Below are 24488 nucleotides of genomic sequence, written 5' to 3'. Positions count from 1 at the left end.
TGGCAGATGCGCAAGCTGTACCGCCATGCTTTGATAGTAATGAGAACGAAGTTATGAACCCTAAGAGCAATCCAGATACTATTTTTTCGGCTCCAATCGATAAAATTGGGGATTTCACCTTTGATGAACGTGTTGCGGAAGTCTTCCCTGACATGATTCAACGCTCTGTTCCGGGCTATAGCAATATCATTTCTGCTATCGGCATGCTGGCTGAACGATTTGTTAAACCACACTCAAATGTTTACGACTTAGGCTGTTCATTGGGTGCTGCAACGCTTTCTATGCGTCGTCATATTCAGCAAGAAGGCTGTCAGATTATTGCGGTTGATAACTCATCTGCGATGGTTGAACGCTGTAAGCTACACATTAATGCATACCGCAGTGATACCCCGGTTGACGTCGTTGAAGCCGACATTCGCGATATCGACATCAATAATGCCTCTGTGGTTGTTCTGAACTTCACGCTGCAATTTCTCTCACCTGAAGATCGATACACGTTGCTAGAAAAGATCTACGCAGGCCTGCGTCCGGGCGGGATTTTGATCCTATCGGAAAAATTCGTGTTTGAAGATCAAGCCTCAAACGAGCTATTGATTGACCTTCACCATGACTTCAAGCGTGCCAACGGTTACAGCGAACTGGAAATCAGCCAAAAGCGCAGTGCGATTGAAAACGTAATGCGTCCAGATTCTAAGAAAGAACATAAAGAACGCTTTGCTGAAATAGGCTTCAGCAGTTACGACGTCTGGTTCCAGTGTTTTAACTTCGGCTCGATGTTTGCGATAAAATAAGCTTCGTGACACAGTTCGCTCTCATTAGGACGTCATCCTCAATAGTAGGGAATGGCACATTTACTTTTACACCACCAACTCAGTGAAAAACTATGTTTAATTTTGCTAACTTTTTCCAACTTATTGCCCAAGACACTCGTCTACAGCCTTGGCTAAATGTGCTGCCTCAGCAACTTACAGATTGGCAAAACGCTGAACATGGTGATTTCGGCCGCTGGCTAAAGGCGCTAAATAAAATCCCTGAAGGCCACCCAGATCAGGTAGATATCAAAAACGCGGTAATGCTGACCAACGATACCCCGTTCCATACTGGTGAACTGAAAAAGTTAGAGAGCCTACTGCGTACCTTCCACCCTTGGCGTAAAGGTCCATATACTGTGCACGGCATTCATATTGACACCGAGTGGCGCAGTGACTGGAAATGGGATCGCGTACTACCGCATATTTCTCCACTAAAGAACCGTAGTGTTTTAGATGTCGGTTGTGGCAATGGCTACCACATGTGGCGCATGCTAGGTGAAGGCGCGCGCCTAACCGTTGGTATCGACCCATCACACCTATTCCTGATTCAGTTTGAAGCTATCCGTAAGTTAATGGGTGGCGACCAACGTGCGCACCTATTGCCGCTAGGTATTGAGCAGCTGCCAAAACTTGAGGCGTTCGATACCGTATTTAGTATGGGTGTCCTTTATCACCGCTGTTCACCATTAGATCACTTGATTCAACTTAAAAACCAGTTGGTTTCGGGTGGTGAGTTAGTGCTAGAGACTTTAGTGATTGAAGGCGATGAAACTTCTGTGCTGGTTCCTGTTGATCGCTACGCCCAAATGCGCAATGTCTACTTCTTCCCATCAGCCCGTGCATTAAAGGTATGGTTAGAAAATGTCGGCTTTGAAGATGTTCGAATTGTCGATGAGAACGTAACTTCCACCGATGAGCAACGTACAACTGATTGGATGACGCATAACTCGTTGCCTGACTATTTGGATCCTAATGACCCGTCTAAGACTGTTGAGGGGCACCCAGCACCACGCCGTGCAGTACTTGTTGCTACCAAACCGTAGCCAGAAATGTGAGGGAAACGGAACAATTGACAAAGAGTTAACTCAATCCCAGTCTCAAACCGTTTCTCTTATTATTAATCCCTCATACAATGACAAGGATGCAATGCATCCTTATTTTTTGCGTATATAACTCATTCCTCATTTTTTGAGAGCTTAGGCCGCACAAGCACTTGTTTACGGCAAATTTTATACGCTAAACTTGTTATTTATCTTTTATTTAAATTACGTTCAGGTTTATCAATGTTGAAAAGATTGACCCCTATTATGGCGATGCTGGTACTTTCTGGCTGCACACTGACCAACAGTACGCAATATCACCAAGAAACCTTAGCGGCAATTCAAGCCTCTGAAGCAAATCTAACCAATCAATATGAAAACCTAAATTTACAGCTCAGCAATCAATCTGATTACATTGAAAGCCTTGAAGATCAGGTTCATGATTTGGAACAACAGCTGAATACTTTTAAGCAAGAAACGTTAGAAGAAGTTCGTAAAAAACCCGAGCCTGTGGTCATCCCAGCGCCTGCACCAGTCGCCCAAACCCCATCTCATGGAATTATTCTTGGCGAAGTCGAGTCAGTGACCATTGACTCCATTAAGCAAACTTTCGATGCACGTGTAGATACCGGTGCGGCAACTTCCTCATTAAATGCAGTGGACATTGAACAGTTCGAGCGAAACGGCAAAAACTGGGTTCGGTTCCACCTGTCTGATGGCGATAGAGAACTCAACGACACTAATTGGATTGAAGCCCCTATCATTCGATTCGTAAAAATCCGTCAATCGACAACCGAAGATGTCGAAAGAAGAGCGGTTGTAGAATTATGGGTTAAACTCGGAACAATCCATGAAAAAGCACAATTTACATTGGCAGACCGTTCTCAAATGAGTCATCCTGTGCTCTTAGGCCGTGAATTCATTAGAGATATCGCAATGGTTGATGTAAGTAAGAAATACATCCACACGGAAGTCCCAAAAAAATAATAAGGTAGCGTAAGCTTATGACGTCAAAAATCCCGTTTTATATATCAGTCGCTATGATTATCGTTGCTGGTATTGTCTTAAGTATGTTTCGTCACCAGAACTATGGCGTTCCTTGGACTCCAGGTGAGACCAGCCAAGTTTGGGATATTGAGGCTCGTGTAGAGTTCAACGGGCAAGACAAACCCGTCAAGGCATCCCTTGCAGCACCACATACACAAAGCGGCTTCACCCTAGTTAACGAGTCTTCATCTTCTCCAGGTTATGGCGTTTCATACGTCAACACAGAATCGGGCCGCCGCGCTGAATGGTCTATCCGCCAAGCCGCTGGTGCTCAAACCATTTACTACAAAGTTCAGTTTCTTGTTGACCCTCAAGCCAAGGTCGATCCGATCCCTCCAAGCGGTGACATAACCCCACCGACTTTTGACGGTCCAGCGGAAGCCGCAGCTATCGCTTTAATTGAACGAGCAAACCAACGCTCAGCGGATGACGTCACGTTTACGCGTGAACTGATTAAGTCTCTGAACGATGGTGACAGCCAGAATGCCTCTCTTCTCCTCAACCATATGTCAAAAGTGGATGTGGTCGATAAGATCTTGGCTTACGCAAAAATTCCAAGCAAAGTTGTTGGTGTTATTGAGCTAGAAGATGGTCGCCGCCGTCAATCTATCCAGCACATGAACCAAGTATGGGACGGCAACAACTGGGTGCTGTTTAATGCCAATAATCCGAATCAAGTGATCAAAGAAAACATTTTAGTTTGGGACGAATCGAATGTATCCCTGCTTGATGTGGTTGGCGGTAACAACAGCCAAGTTCACTTCTCGATGATTGCTCAAGACATCTCTCCATCGCAAGCAACACAGCAAAAAGTCGAAGCAGATGGACTATTAAACTTCTCCATTCACAGCCTACCACTGGAAGAGCAAGCGATGTTTAAGACCATCATGCTGATTCCTATTGGTGCACTTATTGTTGTATTCCTGCGCGTCATCATCGGTCTTAAGACATCCGGTACGTTCATGCCTGTGCTGATCGCGGTGGCATTCGTACAAACACAGTTGGTTACCGGTATTGTTGGTTTCTTACTGATAGTTGGTACAGGTCTAGTGATCCGTAGTTATCTGTCTAAGCTCAACCTGCTGTTGGTGGCGCGAATATCGGCGGTAATCATCACAGTAATTATGATTATTTCTGTGTTTACCGTTGTCGCATTTAAGATTGGTTTGACCGAAGGTCTGTCTATCACCTTCTTCCCAATGATTATCTTGTCTTGGACGATTGAACGTATGTCGATTCTGTGGGAAGAAGAAGGCGCTAAAGAAGTTGTACTTCAAGGTGGTGGTTCGCTACTCACTGCGGTACTTGTTTACCTTGCGATGACAAACCCATACATTCAACACCTAACGTTTAACTTTATCGGTCTACAGCTAATCGTTCTAGGCGGTATTTTACTACTGGGGACTTACACTGGTTACCGTTTGACTGAGCTTCGTCGCTTTAAACCACTTGCGGAGGACTAAACATGTTTTCACGTTTTACCTCTCAATTTACTTCGCCAGGTAAGCTGCGCCATAAAGGTATTATGGGCATGAACCAGCGAAACCATAGCTACATTGGGCGATACAATGATCGCTCAAAGTACCCATTGGTTGACGACAAGTTAAAAACGAAAATCATCGCCCAGCAGCACGGGGCAACCACACCGGAACTGATTGGTAAGATCTGTAATCAGGCAGAAGTGAGAACTATCCATAAGATGGTTGAGAACTGGCCCGGTTTCGTGATTAAGCCAGCTCAAGGCAGTGGCGGTAAAGGTATCTTGGTTATCACGTCGCATAAAGATGGCGTATACACCAAACCATCTGGCGCGACCATCAACAAAGAAGATGTCGAGCGCCATATCAGTAACGCGCTCGCTGGACTGTTCTCGCTAGGTGGAAAAAACGACGTAGCCATCGTCGAAAACTTAATTAAGTTTGATGACTGCTTCGAAGGCTTCAGTTATGAAGGTGTACCTGACGTTCGTATCATCGTCTTTAAAGGCTACCCTGTGATGGCGATGATGCGCTGCTCTACGGCGGCATCTGACGGTAAAGCTAACCTTCACCAAGGTGCCGTTGGCGTCGGTATTGATATCGCGACAGGTAAAGCCATTCGTGCGGTACAGTTTGACCAACCAATTACTCATCACCCTGATACCGGCAAAGATTTATCAACGCTACAAGTCCCTCACTGGGAACGCTTGTTGGTTCTTGCATCCAGTGCATGGGAAATGACTGGTTTAGGCTATATGGGTACCGACATGGTACTGGATAGAGAAGAAGGTCCAATGGTGCTAGAGCTTAACGCACGTCCAGGCTTAGCGATTCAAATCGCCAATGGTGCGGGTCTATTGCCAAGGCTTCATCACATTGAGAGCCTCGGTATGCCTGCTGAATATCCAAAGCCAGAAGAGCGTGTTGCCTACGCTGCTAAACAATTTGGTAGCATGGCGCAGTTCTAGTACCCCGCTAGGCATCATCCAAATAAAAGCCGAGGTTGTCATGACCTCGGCTTTTTTAATCCATGCTTACTAGCGTTAGTGATATAGAGTCCCCAAACTCAACGACACAAACAAAAACGCCCGCATTGACTGCGGGCGTTTTTCTTCGATTAGCTAAAGGTTATAACTCTTCAACCAATTGCTGAGCTTCCGTTTTCGGTTTCTTCTCTTGACCGAACCCTCGCAGGCCGACAACGTGTACATGTTCGTGGTCTTTAAACACCTTACGTACCAGTTTGTAGGTCGTCCCTTTCTCTGGGCTGATGTTCTCTGGTGCAGCAATAAGAAGCTGCATGTCCAGACGATCACAGAGCTCGAACAGTGTCGAAATCGACTTCGCATCCAGACGCGCTGCTTCATCAAGGAACAATAGACGACACGGTACAATGTCTTTACTGCGTAGACGGCGAGACTCTTCTTCCCAGCTTTGCACAACCATCAGTAGGATCGACTGACCGGTACCGATCGCCTCACCCGTTGATAGCGCACCAGACTCTGCTTGTAGCCAACCATCAGAGCCACGGTTAACTTCAACGCTTAGCTCTAGATAGTTACGGTAATCCAGAAGCTCTTCACCCAGAACTTGCGGTGAGCGTTGACCCATATCGATATGTGGGTTTACACGCTGGAACAACTTCGCCATTGCTTCAGAGAAGGTAAAGCGAGAAGATTCAAACAAGTCTTTGTGCTGTTCTTGTTGAGTTGAAAGACCGTTAAGCAGCACTTCGTGACTTTCACGGATCTTCACGTTTAGACGAACGCCTTTCACCTGACCAAACGAGATGTTTGATAGACCTTGGTTAAGCATGCGAATACGGTTTTGCTCACGCTGAATCGTCTTTTTAATGATGCTTGCTACAGAATCAGAGCTGATTGCTAAGCGGTTTTCTCGCTGCGTTAGCTCTTCAGTTAGACGAGCAAGCTCTACTTCCATCTCTTCAATCGCTTCAACAGGATCGTCGGTGCGAATGATATCTTGGCGAATACGCTCACGTAGGTGCTGGTAAACGGCAATGTAGAACAGTACCTTACGCTCTGGACGCGCGTTATCTTCTGATAGGCGCAGCGCATCACGTAGGTCTTCGTTATCTGCAACCGCTAGACGCAGCGCACCCAACGATTTATCTGACATTGAACGCAGCTCATCCGCTGACATGTAGGCAAGTTCACGCTTGTGCAGACGACGCTCAACATCGTTTTCACGCGCTAGGCGCAGTACGCTACACCAGCCTGCTTTCGCGGCAACCACGAAGGTACGCAGCTCAACATACTCTTTCTGAACTTTCTTCAAGCGCTTCGCCAGCGACTTCATTTCTAGCTCGGTTGAGGTAATAGTGCGCTCGTATTCACTCTTACGTGAACGCGAAGTATGAAGACGTTCTTGCAGTTCGTCACGACGACGTTGTGCACGTTCTGCTGCGCCTTCATCCGCTGTTACACCGTACTCTTGTAGCTCTTGCTTGAACTCTTGCACTGTCTCAAGCTTCGCTTGGTGAGAACTCTTAAGTGAAGCCAATACTTGGTTATATTGGTTCATCTGACCTTGTGCTTGTTTAAGTTCATCACGAGTACGTGTTCGCGCTTTTTCTGCTTCTACTAACTTAGCTTTAAGCTGTTCACTCAGCTCGCTACTCTGGTTTAATAGATCAACAGAATCTGAGTAAGCGAAATAATGACGACGTTCGACGAGATCTGCCAGTGCGAAGATTTGCGTCTTCAGCGTTTGCAGTTTTTGGTCAGCCGCGTGGTATTCACTTTCTAGAGCATCGAACTGCTCTGGGTCAGCATCTAACGCTGAGACAATCTTCTCAAGCTCAGATAACGCTTTACCATGATTGGCAACAAAGGCTTTCGCTTCCGTCAGCTTATCGATATTTTGCTCCAGCTCTTCAAACTGCGCGGCTAGTGCATCATCTTCAATCAACGCCATGTTTGGCGCAATCTTATCCAACGCTGATAGCGCTTGTTTGCTCACTTGAAGCTGGCTGCGTTGCTGCTGCTCTTTGGCATCTAACTCTGCCAGTAGGCGCGCAGCTTGATTGCGTTTTTCACGTACACCCACCAGCGCTTGCTCTGGGTCTGATTCAAACGCCACCTGAATGTGTTTCGCGACAAAGTTGTTGAATGCTTGGTATAGGCGCTGAAGTTTCTGAGAATCAAACGCCGCTTTCGCGTGTTGCTCTACCACTTCATCACGTTCGTTGCGCAGTAGCTCTAAGCGCTGTTCACGTGCCGCACGGCCAAACAATGGAATCTCTGGTAAACGAGAGTAACGCATCTGACGATCGTTCATACGAACGCACACTGCGCCTTCTAGTTCTTCTGCATCGAAAGAGCTGTCATCGAACGCGTCAATATCGCCTTCGATGATGTACAAATCTTCTGGACAATCATCAAGCTCAACCAGCTTCTCTTCGATACCTGAAAGATCAGAAACCACAATCGCATGACGCGCGGGACCGTACATCGCACTGAAATATGGCGCATCATCAATGGTGATATCGTCATAAATTTCAGATAGCAGCACGCCACCTAGTGTGTCAGCCAAGCCTTTTAGACGCGGATCGTTTGAACCGCCAGGTGAGGCTAAACGCTCAATTTCAGTGTCTAGCTGTGAACGACGCTCTGCGAGTTTATCTTTGGCCAGTGATTGCTGCTTTTCATCTTCCAGCACCACTTGCATGTGTGCCATGACCGACTGGCTATCTTCTAGCTCCGCACCACTTTGCTCGCGTAAGCTTTCTAAAGCATCATTCGCGGCAATCCAAGTCGGAGCAATTGCTTCAAGCTTATTGATGTCAGAAGCGGCATCTTGCTCAAGACGGCGCTGTTCACTACGCTGCTCACGAAGGTCTTCTTGAGACATCTCAAGAGATTCGATTTGCATCGCATGACGTTCACGTTCTTGCTCAAACGCAAGCTCATCAACTAAATCAGCGTTATGCTGCTTTTGGTACTCAGCCACCAACTCTTGCGTTTGACGCTGCTTATGTAGACGACGCTCGACGTCACGGTGCTGCGCACGCCACTGCTGTTCATTTTGCGCTAATTGCTGAGCATCACGACCTTGTTGAATCGCTGTTTTCGCTTTAGCCGCTGCGTCTTGACGCTCAACAGAACCTACAATCGAACGAACAAGTGTAAGCGCCGCTTCGAACTGCTCAGCCGCCGCTGAAGACATATCGAGCTTGTGTTTGGTCGCCAGTAGTTCAGTAGTGCTTTGCGCTTCTTGCCCTTTCAGCTCGTTGACTAAAGCTTGCGCAGACTCTGCCGTTAGGCCGTCGTCACCCAGTAGCTGCTTGGCTTTATCTAGCGCTTGCATCGCTTGTTGGTATTGCAATGCGCGAGTCTGCTGAACATCAAGTGCTTGTTGGTAGTCAGCAAGCTGAGTCTTCAAGCTATCCACTTCTTCTTCAGAAACCGTGGCTTGCTCTTCAGCCATCAGAACACGCTCTTGCGCTTCTTCAACGACCATCATCTGCTCTTCAAGACGCTCTTGCAGCTCTTCAAGATCTTCTTGGTAGCGCTCGATTTTCTCTTGCTGACGCAGAGCATTCTGCACAAGCTGTAAGTGATCTGACGCGGCTTGGTAGTCTTGCTCTAGCGAAGACTCAGACTCAACCAATAGTTCAAGCTCTTCTTGAACGCGGTTAAGCAGGTTGTTTTGCTCTAGCAGCGTTTCACGCGAGCCAAATAGCTCGGAGCGCAATGATAAGGTCTTATCCAACTTGTTACGACGGTCATTGGCATGACGCATGTAGTCCGCTGCAACATAGTTGGTTGACTCAGTAATCAAGTGTTTAAATAGGTCGCGATCTGCTTGGGTGGTCTTGATCGCTTCTAGCGTCATGCGGTTTTCACGCAGCGCTGATTCCATATCTTGGAACGCTTTCTTAACCCCGCCGTTTTGTGGCAATAGGTAGTCACGCAGTGAACGCGTAATCGCACTTGAAATACCACCATAAAGCGATGCTTCGATCAGACGGTAGAACTTAGAACGGTCACTAGAGTTACGTAGCTTCTTTGGAATGACACCGAATTCAAACATTTGTGAGTGATATTCAACTACCGATGAGAATGCTTTGAATTGAACACCTTCAAACTCAGCAATCGCCTCTTTCACTTCGTTAATCTGGCGAACGCGTGCTTGAGTTGCCGATACGCTTTCAATCAGCACATCGGTCGGTTTTACATGACTTGGCAGACCTTGGATTACGAACGGTTTGATGTCGACTTTCTTGTCACGGCCAGCCACTTGCTGAAGCTTAACCGCAAACAGTAGGCGTTGGTTACGTGAGTTAACCACATCAAGCGCGGCGTAACATGCGCCTGCTTGCAGCTTACCGTAAAGACCTTTGTCACGAGATGACTGGCTACTACCTGCTTCGGTTGTGTTACGGAAATGCAGTAGCGTTTGGTCAGGGATTAATGCAGTGATAAATGCCGCCATCGTGGTCGACTTACCCGCACCGTTACCACCAGAAAGCGTGGTTACTAGTCCATCAATATCAAATGTACGTGCAAAGAAGCCGTTCCAGTTGACCATGGTCAGCGATTGATATTTACCTCGTTCAATCATGCTTCACCTTCTTCTATCATTTCTTCGGCTTGTTCTTCTTCGCTTGTTGACTGCTCTAGTAAGCTGCCTTGGCTTGGTTCTTTGGTGTGCACTACCGCTTCACCGTCACGGATCAGGCGTAGCTGCGCTTCACGCATGTCATCACCAACTCGTACATCAGCACCAAAGCGGAATACCGATTCACTGATACTGAATTTACCCGTTTCACCAATATTGATGATCATACCTAGGCGGCGTAGACGACGTAGCGAAGTACGCACTTTTTCAAATAGTTTTTCTTTATCTAAGTCAGAGCCTGTCGCACGGTTTGTTACTAGCTTCATCAGCTTGCTTTCATCGGCCAGCGCGAGTAACTCTTCATACAGCTCTTGGTTAGTGAAGATACCTTCATGAGCCAAACGCTCTGGGCTTAGGTAAAGGAAACAGAGAACCTTACCCACCAGCATATCAAGCTCAGACAACACACTACGGCCAATCAAAGAGGTCGAACGTGGGCGTAGGTAAAAGAAGCCTTCTGGCGCTTTCACTAGCTCTGTGTTGTAGCGTTGATAAAACGATGATAGCTCGATTTCGAAATCCGACAGCAATGCATGGTTATCGAGATCTTCACTTGAGATATGACGCCCTGCACGCAGCATACTGTCTAGCGCTGGGAACAGAGGGTTTGAAATTGCTTTTGCCAGCTTATCTGACATGTAATCATTAATATCGGTCGATGACATTTGCTTGTACCTTTGCACCAAAATCGTTAATCGCTTGCCAATCTGGCTGGATCGCTTGATAGTCGGACTCTGAATAGCCGAGACGCACAGCTTGGTCGATAACAATTCGTGCTAAATCAAAATGATGAGTCTGTGGATGCTGCGCAAGATAATCACGTAGCACTAAGCCTAAGTCGATTGGCGAGCCTTGTTCTTTATGAACTTTTAGCATGCCCCCAATACGCTCAGACAACTCATCGTTGACCTGTTGAAACTCTTCGTATTCCACTTCTAATGGCACTTGGCCAGTCACTTCGTCATCACGAAGTACCAAAGCTTCATCACGAAGGTCTGAGAGACGCTCAGCATCTGCATAAGTCAGATACCAAGGCATATCGAAATAATCTTTCACTGATTGGCGTAAACGCGAGCTGAATGCTCGGTTCTTATCCATATCAATGGCAGTTCGGATAAACTTGTGTACGTGGCGGTCGTAACCAATCCAAAGGTCAATCGCTTGTTGACCCCAACTGGTGATGCGATCGAGCTTCATCTGTAAACCAAACAAGGTTTCTGCAATGAACTCAAGCTCATCATCTCCATACACAAGTTCTTGAATATCAAGAATCTGGGTCTGAAGTTCATCGCCAGCCGCTTGTAAGGTATCTTGTAGCTCTTTAAGTGTGTTTGACGTTTCAGATAGCAGCGATTCACAGTTGTTGATCGCGTCACGCCAATCTTTATTCAGCAGCTCAGCGATCTGAATCTTCACAGATTGCTGCTGCTCATCCATCACACGCTGGTTCAGATCGATTTGATCGAAGATCTCACCCACGGAGTATTTAAGGACGCCATAGACGTTTTTACGCCAGTGACCCGGCGTACCACCTTGACGAGCCGATTCAATCGCTTTTGCCATTTCATCAGCCACCATAGAGAGCTGAATGGATAGTTTTAGCTTAGAGAACTCGCGGTGACGCACATAGTAATCAGTAATACCAATCGCAAGCGGCGATAGGCGGTAGATACTTGCACCGTCCGTCACTTCGCTGGTAAAGCGGCTAATTAGTCGCTGCTTAACCATCTCGTTAATCGCGTTATTGGCACGAAATGCGGACGCATCCCCCGTTTCTTCGAATAATCGAGTCACGATAGTGAACGCATCGTGGAGTTCGCCCTCTCCTAATTCTTCATCAAACCTTTCGTTACTCAGAACAGCAATCGCAATTAAAAATGCCAGTCGTTCTGTCGTGAGGTTCAATGAGAAGTCATTCTGCTTAACCCAGCCAACCAATTCATCAATGGGTTGCTCAGCAGCATTTAGAGTCATCTCGCTCATTGTTAGTCCTGCTTATCTTTCTTTTGTGCCCATACATGTATGTATCGGCCTAACGAGAGGTATGGCTCTTGTCTACAAAGTTGTTTCTCTAGCGCTAGCACATCTTCATATTCGTAGTCGCCCATGTACTCCATATTGCCTATGTAGTCACTGAAACAACGAATACCAGATTTACCACAAATCGTGAAACCAGCATCTTCTATCCATTGATAGACCTCTTCTGGTTTTAAGCCCTTTTGCGGCTGCAGCTTAAATCGTTTTCGATGTGGCATTCCATCAAGTACATGAGGAATATTGCCACACACTACGTTCTTATATACCAATCCATGATGGTTATAGAACATAATTGATGCCACCCCACCCGGTTTCACCTGTTCAAGTACATTTTCCAGTGCGGGCTTAGGGTCAGCTAACCACTCCATCACTGCATGAAAAAGCACCACATCAACTTGCTTATCGAGATGTTTCTCAATAGATTGCACAGGTGAGTGAATGAAGCGATACTGCTCAAGCAGGCCGTTATTTGCAATATCCTGCTCTGCTAATTGCAGCATTTCAGAAGATAGATCACATAACGCTACATGATGTCCGAGCTTAGCAAGCTTTTGAGACATTTGTGCCAATCCGCCACCTGCATCAAGCACATTAAGTTGTTTATTTGCCCCATCAACAGTATGAAGTACCTGTTGAAGATCTTCCCAAACAATGACTTGGCGTATCTCGCCTTTGTCTGAGCCGTAAATATTTTTTGCAAATTTGTGGGCAATATCGTCGAAATTGCGGTCTTCAGTCACAGCAGCTTGAGTTATCATGTCTAATCGTGCTGCTATTCTGTCACAAGAAAGGCAGGAATAAAGAGGCTTTCTCTTAAAATATAATCAATTGATGTTTTTTCGGACTATTTAAGTATGTTTGAGCTGAAAAAAGTTGTGTCTTCTTTGCTAATGCCCCTACCAGCGATGTTAATCATTGGTATGTTGGGTCTTATGTTAATCATGTTCACACGTAAGCAGAAGACAGGATGCTTTGTTGTTTTGTTCTCTTTTATTGGCATTTTCTTAATTGCCTTCCAACCGGTTTCTTCTCGACTATTGATGCCTTTAGAGCGTCAGTACTCCGCATTTTTCCCGGTCGATGAATCAATAGACTACGTTATGGTGTTGGGAAGTGGGCACGTTGTCGATGACAAGATTCCACCAACGTCAGAATTAAGTCGAACTGGTTTAATGCGTTTAGCGGAAGGTATCCGCGTTATGCGCATCTACCCTGGTTCTAAATTGATCTTGTCAGGTTATGCTGGAGGGTCAGAAGTGAGTAATGCCCGCATGATGGCAAAAGTCGCTTTATCACTAGGCGTTTCAAAATCTGACATTATCTTACTGGAAACAGCAAAAGATACTTGGGAAGAAGCGAGACAGGCCGCCGCTTTCGTTACCACAAAGAAACTGGTCGTCGTCACTTCCGCAAGTCATATGAAACGTGCGTTGAACGAGTTCCATTCAGCAGGCATGGATCCTTACCCTGCTCCAACCAACTACCTAGCACAAAATAACATTACTCAAGCATGGGAAAAGTACACACCAAAAGGCAAGTACCTTGAGCAAACTGAGCGCTACTGGCATGAAACGTTGGGCCGTATATGGCAATCATTGCGCGACTGGGCGTCAGACTATGAAGAACAAAGTCTCAATGCAGCCGACAGTGCGCTTTAACAGATAAAAAAAATACCGAGGCATGCCTCGGTATTTTTATATTTGGATCTCGTTAGTCACCGGCGAACATATAGCCTTCACCGTGCACCGTAACAAAGATTTGCGGATTCTTAGGGTCGAACTCCATCTTTGCACGCATACGACGAATGAGCACATCAATCGTACGATCGTTTGGCGCATCAACACGATGACTAATCATGTTTAGAATACGCTCACGGCTTAATACTTGGTTCGGGTACGAGGAAAGTGCAACAAGCAACTCATACTCAGCTTTGGTTAGCTTAACTGGCTCACCGTTACGGCTCAAAGCGCGACGTTGAACGTCAAACGTCCAATCACCGAAGCGAACCATATTTTCATTCGCTTTGTCGCTATCGACATTGCCAGCAAGGTTACGTGCAGCCGCAATTCGCCACAGTAAGTTTTTAACTCGAACCAATAGCTCGCGCAGTTCAAAAGGTTTGGTGACATAATCATCAGCGCCCATTTCTAGACCGACAATCTTATCAATGCTATCCGTGCGTCCTGTTACCAGGATAATTCCAATGTCTGATTGACTGCGAAGTTCGCGAGTCAGCATTAATCCATCTTCACCAGGTAGGTTAATGTCTAACATCACTAAATCAATCGCATTACTTTGTAGCATGTTGCGCATCTGCTCGCCGCTTTCTGCTTCGCTGACGTTGTAACCTTCATTTTGAAAGTAGCCAACTAGCTTACTACGAGTAACTGCGTCATCTTCTACAACTAGTACGTGATAACTCATCTACACCACTTATTTTACATTGGGATTTGCTCTATCTAATATTCTATTCATAAATAGTAACATTTCTAGTATTTATCACTTTAAAAGCTAGAAAGATCATTTTTTATTGATTCAAGACAAAACTTCTCTAGCCATTAATATCTGCCAATAATCACATTTATCTTGTCACATAAGTAATTACCGCTGTTCATTTTTATTGGTTACAATGTCGGTAATTATTTGGGGAGTAACACCTAATGCAAGAAATCAAAGCATTCAATGAAAAACGTGCCGAAATCTACTGGTGGTTGTCTAGCCTTTTTGCTAAAGAGTTAACAGAAGAGAACGTTGCACAATATCATTCACCTGAAATTCGCTCTTTTCTAACAGGACTGGGGGAAAATGAGCAACTCAAGCCGTCAATTGACCGTATTACTGATGCACTAAACCGTCTTATGGATCGTGAAGATGCGCAACTTGAGCTAGCGGCTGATTTTTGTGATCTTTTCTTAAAGTCAGATAAAGACTCGGCACTACCATACGCATCGATGTATATCGGCAAGTCAGGCCTGCTCAACGATACTCCAGCTAAAGAGATGGAGGAAGTGATGGCTAAGCATGGCGTTGCGGTGGATAAAAACCTCAACGAACCAGCAGATCACATTGCGATTGAGCTCGATTTCTTGGGTAACTTGATCATTCGTTCAAATGAAGCAGAGGACGAAACTAAGATTGAAGAAGCTTTTGCAACCCAAGAGCAGTTCATTCGTCAGCACCTGCTTAGCTGGATGCCGCAATTTTCTGACAAATGCCAGAAATTTGATGAGTTCGGTTTCTACTCTGCCATCAGCGCATTTGCTGTTGCCTTCTTAGCTTTAGACTGTAGCTATCTGCTAGGCGAATAAAGACAACATTGTGACCTCCGGCAGGTTGCTTTAGCGTTTTTTGTTTGCTCTTAAGAGTTTTGCGGTCTAAAATTGTGACCGCAAACGATAAAAACAAACGAATCAAATACAAACCGCTAAATAGAGCGGTTTTTGTGTTTCTGATACTTTCTGTCTCGGTATTCTAAACTGAATATAATTCCGCGGCAGTCATCGACAGGACAGAACCTTATGGCCACTATTAAAGACGTTGCTCGCCTTGCTGGTGTATCAACGACAACTGTGTCACATGTAATTAATAAAACGCGCTTTGTTGCTGAAGCTACTCAAGAAAAAGTAATGGAAGCAGTGACAGAACTAAACTACGCACCTAGTGCTGTTGCACGTAGCCTGAAGTGTAATACCACGCGTACGATCGGTATGCTGGTGACTCAGTCAACAAACCTTTTCTTCTCAGAAGTTATCGATGGTGTTGAAAGCTATTGTTACCGTCAAGGCTACACGCTGATCTTGTGTAACACAGGTGGTATCTACGAAAAGCAACGCGACTATATTCGTATGCTGGCTGAAAAGCGTGTAGACGGCATTCTTGTCATGTGTTCTGACTTAACGGAAGAACTGAGCGAGATGCTAGATCGCCACAAAGATATTCCAAAAGTGGTTATGGATTGGGGTCCTGAGAGCTCTCAAGCAGATAAGATCATCGACAACTCAGAAGAAGGTGGCTATTTAGCGACTAAATACCTGATTGAGCATGGTCACACCGATATTGCCTGCCTAAGTGGACACTTTGAAAAAGCAGCGTGTCAGGAGCGTATCCGTGGCTTTAAGCGCGCGATGAACGAAGCAAGCCTTCCAGTTAACGAAGATTGGATTCTAGAAGGTAACTTCGAGTGTGATACTGCGGTACTCGCAGCAGACCAAATCGCAGCAATGGATAACAAGCCAAGCGCAATCTTCTGTTTCAACGATACCATGGCACTTGGCTTAATGAGCCGTCTTCAGCAGAAAGGTATTCGCATCCCTGAAGATATGTCCGTTATCGGTTACGACAACATTGAACTTGCAGAGTATTTCTCGCCGCCGCTGACTACCGTTCACCAACCAAAACGTCGCGTGGGCAAAAACGCCTTTGAGATTCTACTAGAGCGCATAAAAGACAAAGAGCACGAGAAGCGTATCTTTGAAATGCATCCAGAAATTGTTGAACGAAATACCGTACAGAACATTAAGAAATAACTTATTTGACAAACACTTAGTCAATAGAACTATATTGACTAAGTGTATCAACTGAGCCTATTTATTGAAGCAAGATCACATTTATCCTATAGAGACGTGATTCTCAGCCCAAAATCCATTTATGCTTATTATTGTTCGATTATGCCACGAACAGGGCAAACCATTTCGAAAGGATGGGACGCAAAGCCTCCGGCCTTCAACAAGTTAATTGTTTGGTAGCGGGGTTGCCGATGGTAAATATGCATACTCGTCAGATTGTAATTACTAGCAATCGTATGACACCTGATTGACAATATGCCTGCAAAATTTGCTACTCTCTCGGACCTGAATTGGTGGCGTATACATATACACCGAGAATACACAGCATGGATAAACCAATACTAAAAGACTCAATGCGACTATTTGAGCCGTTAGGCCTAATCAAGTCTCGCTCAATGTTTGGTGGCTTCGGTATTTTTGCCGACGACACTATGTTTGCATTAGTCGTCAATGATAAGTTGCACGTTCGGGCAGATGACGTACTTGCAAAGCAGTTTAAATCTCTTAGCTTAGAACCTTACGTTTATAAAAAACGTGGCTTCCCTGTCGTAACCAAGTACTTCGCCCTCAGCGATGATTGGTTTGAGAATCAGGAAAATACGCTTGAGATTGGCCAAGCTGCTCTAAGGGCAGCTAACAGCGAAAAGACAAAGCAAGCAAAAGCGAAACCTAATCGCCTAAAAGATCTGCCTAACTTAAGGCTAGCAACCGAACGAATGCTAAAGAAAGCCGGGATTGATAGCGTTGAGAACCTAGAGGAAACCGGTTCTGTAAACGCATTTAAAGCCATTCAATCTTCGCACTCTTCAGAAGTTAACGTTGAGTTGCTTTGGGCTTTAGAGGGCGCGATTCACGGCACACATTGGTCTGTAATCCCTCACAGCCGACGTGAAGAATTGCTCAGCCAATTAAGTCATTAATCGACCACACAATTTCTATTCCTTTATAAAAAGTCAGCAATTACGCTGACTTTTTTTTCTTTGTTGAAATTTACTGCTTGCTTTCCCTGTCTAGTCTATTAACACTTTGTTTTAATCGGCCATGATTCTTGATGGAGCAGCACATGAATAAAAAACTCATACTTGGCGTTATCTTTGTATCACTCATCGTTTTGTTAGGTGTGAACTTTGGCCAGTACCTAACCTTAGATAATGCCAAAGCGCAGCAAGCAGAATTGGCGGCTTTTATCTCCGATAATTTTGTCGTTGCCGCAGCGAGTTATTTTATTGCGTACGTTGCAATTACGGCCTTCTCTATTCCAGGAGCAGCGGTCGTTACTCTACTTGGCGCTGCCCTATTCGGTTTTTGGACAAGTCTAGTCCTAGTCTCTTTTGCTAGTACAATTGGTGCCACCCTTGCCTTTTTAAGCAGTCGTTACTTACTGCGTGACTGGGTACAAGCTAAGTTTGGCGACAAACTTAATGCCATCAACCAAGGTGTGGAACGTGACGGTGCTTTTTATCTGTTTTCACTGCGATTGATTCCTGTCTTCCCCTTCTTTCTGATCAACCTACTGATGGGCCTAACCCCTCTCGCAACTGTGCGTTTCTATTTAATAAGCCAACTCGGTATGCTTCCCGGTACAGCGGTATACCTCAACGCAGGTACTCAGCTTGCTCAGATCGACTCTCTCTCTGGTATCGTCTCCCCAACCGTGCTCGCGTCGTTTGCTCTGCTCGGTCTATTCCCGGTTATCGCGAAATGGATAATGGCAAAATTTAGAACTGAGCCATCCGCTTCGAATGGAAATGTTTGATGAAGGTATTTTCAGCCGTAACGCCAACCGAAGCTCATATCATCTGTGAGCTTCTTAAATCTCAATCTATCGACTGTGAGGTACGCGGAGAAGGTATCTTCGGCTTACAAGGAGAGATCCCATTTGGCGAGAGCAGCGAGCCATACATATGGCTGTTTGATCAACGTGACAGTGCGAAGGCATCTGAAATTATTAGAGAGTTTCAATCTGAGCAAGAAAAGCAAGATTGGCAATGCGATCAGTGTGGAGAGCAGAATGAAGGTCAGTTTGGTGCATGTTGGCAGTGTGGTAGCGTCACACCATAATCAGCCTAATTATTTAGTGTCGATTTGCTCTTTAATGAAAGCAATCGAGTGTTGATTAAACTCATCGGGGCGTTCAACGTTACACACGTGACCGCAGTTTTCAATCTCACGTAACTGACTGTCACTGTGTGCGGCAACCATTTCTTTGACAGGCTGAATGAACATGTAGTCCCTATCACCCATTAAGTAGAGCGTTGGTATTGATAACTCTCTATCTTTGAAGTAACGCATTAATGGATTGACTTCAGCGGTGAGAATAAACCAACGCTTAAACTCTTTCTGGCACAGCTTCTTTGCTTCCCGAATAAACAGGTGACGAGACTCTTTCTGAGCTCGCTGTGGCATAACGATATAAGCAAATAGGCTGTATAACCACATATAAGGGACAATGTGCTTACACATGTTGCCCAACCTTACCAACACCTGCGAGCGGGTATTCAAGCGAGTTACAGCGCCACCTAGCACCATCGACTTAACACGTTCCGCCGAAAGCTCAGCAACATTGCGAACAATGATGGTACCAAGCGACATTCCAACAAAGTGAGCAGAGCGGATTTTTAAGTGGTCGAGCACCTTAAGAATATCAATGGTTACTGCTTTGAACGTGTAACGATTGGCAATCAATTCTTTGAGTAGTTGATTCGATTTACCATGTCCACGCAGGTCAATCAGCAGCAAGTTAAAGTGCTGCTTATACGCCTTTATTTGCTTAAACCAAATCGATGAACTGCCCCCAGCACCATGCACAAATACCACCCACTCATCACTGGTAGGGTGCGCAAAGGTTTTGTGAAACAGTAAAGACTCGCTCATAGTGAATTGAATTGTGCTCTGAATTTAGATTGGTTAGGAGAGTATCATAAACATAGAAGGAATGAAGTCTGAACACATCATTTCTTGTTCAAGTTTGTGCAAATAAGCTGCAAAAAGAGACAAAAAAAGGCGCTGTTATGCGCCTTTTTTATTAACAATTAAGAGCAGAGTGATAAAGCTCCAAATACTCATCTGCGGCCTTGTTCCAGCAGAAGTTTTGCTCCATGGCGTATAACTGCACTCGTTTAACCTCATTCGGTTGCTGAGCATAGAGAAGCAATGACCTTTGCAGGACGTTTAGCAATGCATAAGGCTCTGGCTGGTCAAAGATAAAGCCGGTCGCGTTTTGCGGGTCAGCATCGTAATCATTCACGCTGTCACGTAAACCACCTACTCCACGCACAATCGGCAAAGTGCCGTAGGCCATGCTGTAGATTTGATTTAAGCCACATGGCTCAAATTCTGACGGCATAATAAAGAAGTCAGCGCCTGCTTCAACGAGATGCGCAAGTTCATTACTGTACGCTTCGACAAAAGCAAACTTATCACTGTGTTTGGCTGCAATGTCTTTGAGCTGAGAAGCTAAGACTGGGTCTCCGGTACCAACAATCACAACTTGAACATCATGCTTCAGAAAATCTGAAAGAATAGGTAACAAGTAGTGAATACCTTTTTGATTCGTCAGACGACAGACCATGCCATAGACCGCGACATCTTCGGTCTGTAAACCGACACGTTGCTGCAGTTCTTTCTTACATGCCTTCTTACCACGCACCATACTCTGGCGATTGGCTTTATAGTTAGCAGGTAACAAGGAATCTGTTTGCGGGTTCCATGCCGAATAGTCACAACCGTTGAGTATGCCGACAAGATCGTCAGCTCGTTGCTGAAACTCAGCAGCCATACCGTGACTACCTAACTCTGTTTTCAGCTCTTGAGCATAGGTCGGACTAACGGCGTTAACCTTATCTGCGTTAAGCACACCAGCACGCAGCATGGTGACATGAGTAGGACTAACAGCAGCATCTGGCGCGTAACGAGTATGCATCTCAGGAAGTACCTGTAACTCGTCATAACTAAAGACACCTTTGAATACCGCGTTATGAATTGAGAGGACACTCTTCGTCGCAGAAAAGAACGCATCATTACCGTAACGATGCGTTAGCAGATAAGGTACAAAACCAGTATGCCAGTCATTAGCGTGAACAATATCAGGCTTAAAACCTAATTTAGGTAACATATCGAGACAGGCGGCGCTAAAAAAGGCAAAGCGTTCGCCATTGTCAGCATACGCTTGGTTATTCTCAGCGTACATCTCTGGTCGGTCGTAATATTTAGGGCAATCAATGGCATACACAAGCACGCCTGCGACCTCAAGCTGTTTAACCGCATACTCTGTATGAGGCCAATACTCTAAACGTGTTTCTAATAACGTCACTGCTTTGTTTAAGCCTGCAATCTTTTGGTAAGCAGGCAATGTAATACGAACATCTTGTTGGAGAGTATGAAGCGCTTCAGGCAGTGCCTTGGCTACATCAGCCAAGCCACCACTTTTGATTAAACCTTCAACTTCCGATGCTACAAAGAGAATAGATAAATTCTTAGTAGCCAACTCTAGCTCCTTTAGGAATAACTACGATACCGTCGTCCGAAACGTGGTAATGTTTTTTGTCTTCCGTTAGGTTAACACCAATCTGTGTACCTGGGGCAATATCGGCATTTTTGTCTACGATTACACGGCGCAATACACAGCCTTCACCGACCTTCACGTCACCAAGCAGAATGCTTTCACTGATGTCACATGCTGATGCGATATTACTGCGGAAACCTAGCACTGACTTTTCGATACGTGAACCACGCACATAACTGCCATTACACACTAAGCTATCAATGATCTGTACTCGACCATTATCTGAGTCGGTAAACGTTGCCGGAGGTAGTGGCGGATAATAAGTGTGTAGAGGCCATTTACGGTTATAGAGCGAGAATGGCGCGTCTTTCTCAAGCAAGTCCATGTGCGCTTGCCAGTAAGCATCGATAGTACCGACATCGCGCCAGTAGACTTCTTCTTTTTCACCGGTAATACGGTTAGTACTGAAGTCATACACAAAGACATCTCCACGTGGGAACATCTTCGGGATGATATCTTTGCCGAAGTCGTGTGTAGAATCTGGGTCGTCGGCATCTTCGATAAGTTCTGCAAACAGAGTCTGCGCTTCAAAAACGTAGTTCCCCATTGAAACAAGTGCATGCTCTGGGTCACCTGGAATAGATTTAGGGTTAGCTGGTTTCTCTTCAAACCCAACCATTCGACCTTCTGCGTCTACTTCAATCACGCCAAACTGAGAGGCTTCAGACAATGGCATACGTAGCGCCGAGACTGTTAGTGACGCTGCTTTTTCACTATGGAAATCCAGCATCTGCTTGATATCCATTTTGTAGATGTGGTCAGAACCAAAGATACAAACTTGTTCTGGTTCAGATAACTCCATAAAGCGCAGGTTTTGGTAAATTGCGTCCGCAGTACCTTCGTACCAGCGTTTACCTGTACGCATTTGGGCAGGGATTGGGTCGATGAATCGGTCTGTGATTCCGTTGATGTTCCAACCCTTTTTCATGTGATGGAACAGTGATTGAGACTTGAATTGAGTCAATACGTAAATACGCATTAAATCCGCGTTAACGAAGTTATTCAAAGCAAAATCAATCAGGCGATAGCTACCGCCAAAAGGTACCGAGGGTTTACTACGAGACTCCGTTAGTGGACGTAGGCGTGAGCCTTCTCCACCAGCAAGGATCATTCCCAAAACTCCAGCCATGTATTTCTCTCCATTTTATTTTTTATATGTGACGGATCAGGTATTGGGGAATCCGTCAAAATTCCTAGTATTCGCGCCGCTCCATGCAGGCGTAATACGCAGCTCTAGCGACATCACAAACATTACTGGACGAGGTAAGCCAGCTCGCCCCTTTGTGCAAACGGTTTATTATAACTTATCGTATTTCAAGAAGATTACAATTTAAAATATGCTGTACTAGTAAGCTCACACTTATTACTTTTTATCGTCCTGAGACAGCTCACACTATCCCTGTTCAAAGAAACACAGCCTTAACATATCACCTACATTAGCGTGACTTTGCTCGCAACGTGAGGCGCGACAGTTTTATAAAAGACGAACGAAGTTACGCGGATTTCTTTTCTAAGGTGTGAGTGTGGATATAAATAGCCCCTTCTTGCTGAGATTTTGCGATGTACAAAGAACTGTCCGTTAACGCGAGCGCTTGCTGCAAAGACATATCGGGGTTAATCAGCGTCCCCCCTATCGCCAAATCACCTGCATAACGAATATCCGTTTCCGGAATCATTGGGTGTTCATCCACATATTCTTGAATGCGGGTCGCCACTTGTTGCAGCGTTTCGCATTGTCCGCTTCGAATCAGTAACAAAAACTCGTCATCTGCCCAGCGCGCAGCAATATCATACTCACGGATCGCCTGTTGTAGGGCATCTGCCACCATCTGAAGTGAAAGGCTGTATGCCTCGCTAGTACTGTCACCCTTAATCGCTTTTGAAATCCCAGCATCTATCCAAATTAATCCAAACTGATAGTGCTCACGGTTAGCGCGAGACAACTCAAGCCTCAGCTCTCGCTCTAAACCCCGCTTATTGTATAGCTGCGTCACAACATCAAACACCGTAAGCTTATCCAACGCTTTAGTGCGTGATGCCACCATACTATCGACACCATTTCGGTTTTGGCGCAACTCTTTTTCGAGTTTATCTAGGTATTTATCAAAAGGATTAGATTGATAATCTTGTTGAGAAGGTTGCACTCTGGCGAGAAAAGCAAGTCGCTGCTCACGATACTCTGTAGGTGCTATCCAGTGTTTTACCAAATAGACATAAGCCAGTAGAGCAAATAGCCCCGTCAGCAGCACCAATGGAAAATAGAGATAACTTGATAACCAGCTAGGGACCATTTCATCAATACTGACAAAAGTGAGCTCATACCAACCCAACTCCTCAATGTAATGAATCGCAACGACGGCTCTACCCATTCCTTGCTGCACCATTAGTATTTCTGACTCTTGACCCATGCGTTGTCTTTTCATTAAGGTTTCGAGTGCTTGATACTCTTGGGCATTAGAAATGACGTCACTTAAACGGGGCTTAACATTGCTCGAGTCTCTGAGTGGATACCCAACCTCTCCCCCATCAAAAGAGAGCTGAATCCGACGCCTTGCATCGACAAATATTGTCCGCAACGCTGAAGAATGATGATTGGTCAATTGCTGAAAGAGTGAAGAAACCTCAATCCCAGTCCCAACAATCCCCAAGAACTGACCATTTTTGATGATACTTTGATTGATCCAAACGCGCGTCAAACTAAGGTGAGCATCCGTGGCGATATTGACTGATAAGTCGGTTAGGCTCTCTTTTTGTTCAAAATACCAAGTATCGTACACCGCTGAAGGATCGAGATAATGACGAAAGAAGGTCTCACTGCGAACTGTTTTTACATCATTGAAGTGATAAGCGAGATTTTGATCAAGGGCGATAAAAAAGTTTTTCGATTTAAGCTGCCAACGAAACTGCTCCAGCGTATCTTCTGCCACAGAACGATAGACATCATCATCACTATGAAAACCCCACGAGGTGATGTTGGGGTGAGTAGATAGATGCTTTACTAATTCAACTTCTTTTATTATTGGTCGTAAAAGCGTTTCAGCATCATAGCGAGCAGAGACCTGAGCATATTTCCATAGCAAATCTGTAACGATTTCATCGATCACTTGCTTAGAAACAGTGTATGCCGCAGCGACAAATGTCGCGCTGCTCATCACTATCAACAACAGTAGCTTCAGTCTCTGAGTCATGACGCCCTTCCATAGTTCACCTAGATCAATAGAATCTACACAACCCATTGTCAAAGCTGATAGTGATTATCTTTACATTAGCTCTAATAAAAATACGATTACTGATACTAGATC

Annotated in this window: 20 protein-coding genes and 1 riboswitch; of the genes, 11 read left to right on the top strand and 9 right to left on the bottom strand. The window is 45.2% G+C overall.

Annotated elements, in window-relative coordinates; genetic code table 11:
* Positions 1-53 precede the first annotated feature (53 nt).
* The 5 genes from cmoA (at position 54) to VIA_RS12645 (ending at position 5345) form a co-directional block, all read left to right on the top strand.
* Positions 54-791 (top strand): carboxy-S-adenosyl-L-methionine synthase CmoA, encoded by a 738-nt coding sequence (gene cmoA / locus VIA_RS12665; RefSeq protein WP_004413405.1) that lies wholly within the window; start codon positions 54-56, stop codon positions 789-791.
* Between the two features lie 92 nt (positions 792-883).
* Positions 884-1855 (top strand): tRNA 5-methoxyuridine(34)/uridine 5-oxyacetic acid(34) synthase CmoB, encoded by a 972-nt coding sequence (cmoB, locus tag VIA_RS12660; protein ID WP_004413404.1) that lies wholly within the window; start codon positions 884-886, stop codon positions 1853-1855.
* Between the two features lie 240 nt (positions 1856-2095).
* Positions 2096-2839, top strand: coding sequence for an ATP-dependent zinc protease family protein (locus VIA_RS12655; RefSeq protein ID WP_004417837.1), 744 nt, complete (start codon positions 2096-2098; stop codon positions 2837-2839).
* Positions 2840-2856: 17 nt separating this feature from the next.
* Positions 2857-4362 (top strand): inactive transglutaminase family protein, encoded by a 1506-nt coding sequence (locus tag VIA_RS12650; protein WP_004417833.1) that lies wholly within the window; start codon positions 2857-2859, stop codon positions 4360-4362.
* A gap of 2 nt (positions 4363-4364) precedes the next feature.
* Entirely contained in the window at positions 4365-5345 is a 981-nt protein-coding gene (locus VIA_RS12645; RefSeq protein ID WP_004413401.1) for an alpha-L-glutamate ligase-like protein, read from the top strand.
* Positions 5346-5505: 160 nt separating this feature from the next.
* On the opposite strand, the gene mukB is transcribed toward VIA_RS12645, so the two are convergent.
* Genes mukB through cmoM form a run of 4 tightly spaced genes read right to left on the bottom strand, consistent with a single transcriptional unit; the run spans position 5506 to position 12797 of the window.
* A complete protein-coding gene (mukB, locus tag VIA_RS12640; RefSeq protein ID WP_004413400.1) occupies positions 5506-9963 on the bottom strand; it encodes a chromosome partition protein MukB in 4458 nt (1485 codons plus the stop codon).
* Entirely contained in the window at positions 9960-10685 is a 726-nt protein-coding gene (mukE, locus tag VIA_RS12635) for a chromosome partition protein MukE (RefSeq protein ID WP_004413399.1), read from the bottom strand. The genes mukB and mukE overlap by 4 nt, the downstream gene beginning before the upstream one ends.
* Complete coding sequence (gene mukF / locus VIA_RS12630; RefSeq protein ID WP_004417831.1) at positions 10666-12003, bottom strand: chromosome partition protein MukF; 1338 nt, start codon at positions 12001-12003, stop codon at positions 10666-10668. Before mukF ends, mukE begins: the two co-directional genes overlap by 20 nt.
* Positions 12004-12005: 2 nt before the next feature.
* Positions 12006-12797, bottom strand: a complete 792-nt coding sequence (gene cmoM / locus VIA_RS12625) for a tRNA uridine 5-oxyacetic acid(34) methyltransferase CmoM (protein ID WP_004417829.1) — start codon at positions 12795-12797, stop codon at positions 12006-12008.
* A 114-nt stretch (positions 12798-12911) separates the two neighbouring features.
* On the opposite strand from cmoM, the gene elyC reads away from it, so the two are divergent.
* A complete protein-coding gene (gene elyC / locus VIA_RS12620) occupies positions 12912-13715 on the top strand; it encodes an envelope biogenesis factor ElyC (protein ID WP_004413396.1) in 804 nt (267 codons plus the stop codon).
* 52 nt (positions 13716-13767) lie between these two features.
* On the opposite strand, the gene torR is transcribed toward elyC, so the two are convergent.
* Positions 13768-14481: a two-component system response regulator TorR gene (gene torR, locus VIA_RS12615; protein ID WP_004413395.1), complete on the bottom strand. Its 714-nt coding sequence runs from the start codon at positions 14479-14481 to the stop codon at positions 13768-13770.
* A gap of 236 nt (positions 14482-14717) precedes the next feature.
* On the opposite strand from torR, the gene torD reads away from it, so the two are divergent.
* The 5 genes from torD to VIA_RS12590 all read left to right on the top strand — a co-directional run bounded on the left by torD (position 14718) and on the right by VIA_RS12590 (position 18683).
* On the top strand, positions 14718-15365 hold the full coding sequence (gene torD / locus VIA_RS12610) for a molecular chaperone TorD (protein ID WP_004413394.1): 648 nt from the start codon (positions 14718-14720) through the stop codon (positions 15363-15365).
* A 210-nt stretch (positions 15366-15575) separates the two neighbouring features.
* Complete coding sequence (gene purR, locus VIA_RS12605; protein ID WP_004413393.1) at positions 15576-16583, top strand: HTH-type transcriptional repressor PurR; 1008 nt, start codon at positions 15576-15578, stop codon at positions 16581-16583.
* Between the two features lie 144 nt (positions 16584-16727).
* A riboswitch (cyclic di-GMP riboswitch) is annotated at positions 16728-16815 on the top strand.
* A gap of 133 nt (positions 16816-16948) precedes the next feature.
* Positions 16949-17542, top strand: a complete 594-nt coding sequence (locus VIA_RS12600) for a TfoX/Sxy family DNA transformation protein (RefSeq protein ID WP_004413392.1) — start codon at positions 16949-16951, stop codon at positions 17540-17542.
* A gap of 143 nt (positions 17543-17685) precedes the next feature.
* On the top strand, positions 17686-18378 hold the full coding sequence (locus VIA_RS12595) for a TVP38/TMEM64 family protein (protein ID WP_004413391.1): 693 nt from the start codon (positions 17686-17688) through the stop codon (positions 18376-18378).
* On the top strand, positions 18378-18683 hold the full coding sequence (locus VIA_RS12590; protein WP_004413390.1) for a putative signal transducing protein: 306 nt from the start codon (positions 18378-18380) through the stop codon (positions 18681-18683). The genes VIA_RS12595 and VIA_RS12590 overlap by 1 nt, the downstream gene beginning before the upstream one ends.
* A 9-nt stretch (positions 18684-18692) precedes the next feature.
* Here VIA_RS12590 and VIA_RS12585 read toward each other — a convergent pair whose 3' ends face one another.
* The 4 genes from VIA_RS12585 to VIA_RS12570 all read right to left on the bottom strand — a co-directional run bounded on the left by VIA_RS12585 (position 18693) and on the right by VIA_RS12570 (position 24374).
* Entirely contained in the window at positions 18693-19496 is an 804-nt protein-coding gene (locus tag VIA_RS12585; protein ID WP_004413389.1) for an alpha/beta fold hydrolase, read from the bottom strand.
* 151 nt (positions 19497-19647) lie between these two features.
* On the bottom strand, positions 19648-21108 hold the full coding sequence (glgA, locus tag VIA_RS12580; RefSeq protein ID WP_004413388.1) for a glycogen synthase GlgA: 1461 nt from the start codon (positions 21106-21108) through the stop codon (positions 19648-19650).
* Positions 21098-22315, bottom strand: coding sequence for a glucose-1-phosphate adenylyltransferase (gene glgC / locus VIA_RS12575; RefSeq protein WP_004413387.1), 1218 nt, complete (start codon positions 22313-22315; stop codon positions 21098-21100). The genes glgA and glgC overlap by 11 nt, the downstream gene beginning before the upstream one ends.
* Positions 22316-22679: 364 nt before the next feature.
* A complete protein-coding gene (locus tag VIA_RS12570; protein ID WP_004413386.1) occupies positions 22680-24374 on the bottom strand; it encodes a GGDEF domain-containing protein in 1695 nt (564 codons plus the stop codon).
* Positions 24375-24488: the final 114 nt, after the last annotated feature.

The organism is Vibrio orientalis CIP 102891 = ATCC 33934 (assembly GCF_000176235.1).
Lineage (GTDB): Bacteria > Pseudomonadota > Gammaproteobacteria > Enterobacterales > Vibrionaceae > Vibrio > Vibrio orientalis.
The sequence above is the reverse complement of the archived record's forward strand: the minus strand, read 5'-3'. Positions and strand labels throughout refer to the sequence as shown.